Below are 1,070 nucleotides of genomic sequence, written 5' to 3' on the forward strand. Positions count from 1 at the left end.
TCGATCCGCCAGCCGCTGGGGGTCGTGGGGATCATCTCGCCGTTCAACTTCCCGGCGATGGTGCCGATGTGGTTCTTCCCGATCGCGATCGCGGCGGGGAACACGGTGGTGCTCAAGCCGAGCGAGAAGGTGCCCTCGGCGGCGCAGTGGCTCGCGGAGCTGTGGGCCGAGGCGGGGCTGCCCGACGGGGTGTTCAACGTGCTGCACGGCGACAAGGTCGCGGTGGACGGCCTGCTGACCCACCCCGAGGTCAAGAGCGTCAGCTTCGTGGGGTCGACCCCGATCGCCCGCTACGTCTACGAGACCGGCACCGCGCACGGCAAGCGGGTCCAGGCCCTGGGTGGGGCGAAGAACCACATGGTGGTGCTGCCCGACGCCGACCTCGACCTGGCCGCGGACCAGGCGGTCAACGCCGGGTTCGGGTCGGCCGGGGAGCGGTGCATGGCGATCTCGGCGGTGGTCGCGGTCGGCGGGATCGCCGATGAGCTGGTCGACAAGATCGCGCAGCGGGCGCGCGGGCTGCGCACCGGCGACGGCCGCCGGGGCTGCGACATGGGGCCGCTGGTGACCGCGGCGGCCCGCGACCGGGTGACCGGCTACGTCGATGCCGGCGAGGCGGCCGGGGCGACCGTGGTGGTCGACGGCCGCGGCGGTGAGTTCGACGCCGACGGCGCGGGGTTCTTCGTGGGGCCGACGCTGTTCGACCACGTGCGCACCGACATGTCGATCTACACCGACGAGATCTTCGGGCCGGTGCTCTCGGTGCTGCGGGTCGAGTCCTACGACGACGCCGTGGCGATGATCAACGCGAACCCGTACGGCAACGGCACGGCGCTGTTCACCAACGACGGCGGCGCGGCGCGGCGGTTCTCCCACGAGGTCGAGGTCGGGATGATCGGCATCAACGTGCCGGTGCCGGTCCCGATGGCCTACTACAGCTTCGGCGGCTGGAAGAACTCGCTGTTCGGCGACACCCACGCCCACGGCACCGAGGGCGTGCACTTCTTCACCCGCGGCAAGGTCGTCACCACCCGCTGGACCGACCCGGCGTCGCGCGGCGCGGGCGGCGG

1 protein-coding gene is annotated in these 1,070 nt (G+C 72.1%); it reads left to right on the plus strand.

What is annotated here, in order from left to right; all coding sequences use genetic code 11:
• A partial coding sequence (gene mmsA, locus HH311_RS30780; protein ID WP_169187548.1) for a CoA-acylating methylmalonate-semialdehyde dehydrogenase occupies positions 1-1,070 on the plus strand: 1,070 nt, incomplete at both ends.

It is taken from the genome of Actinomycetospora sp. TBRC 11914 (assembly GCF_012933465.1).
In the GTDB taxonomy this organism is placed as follows: Bacteria; Actinomycetota; Actinomycetes; order Mycobacteriales; family Pseudonocardiaceae; genus Actinomycetospora.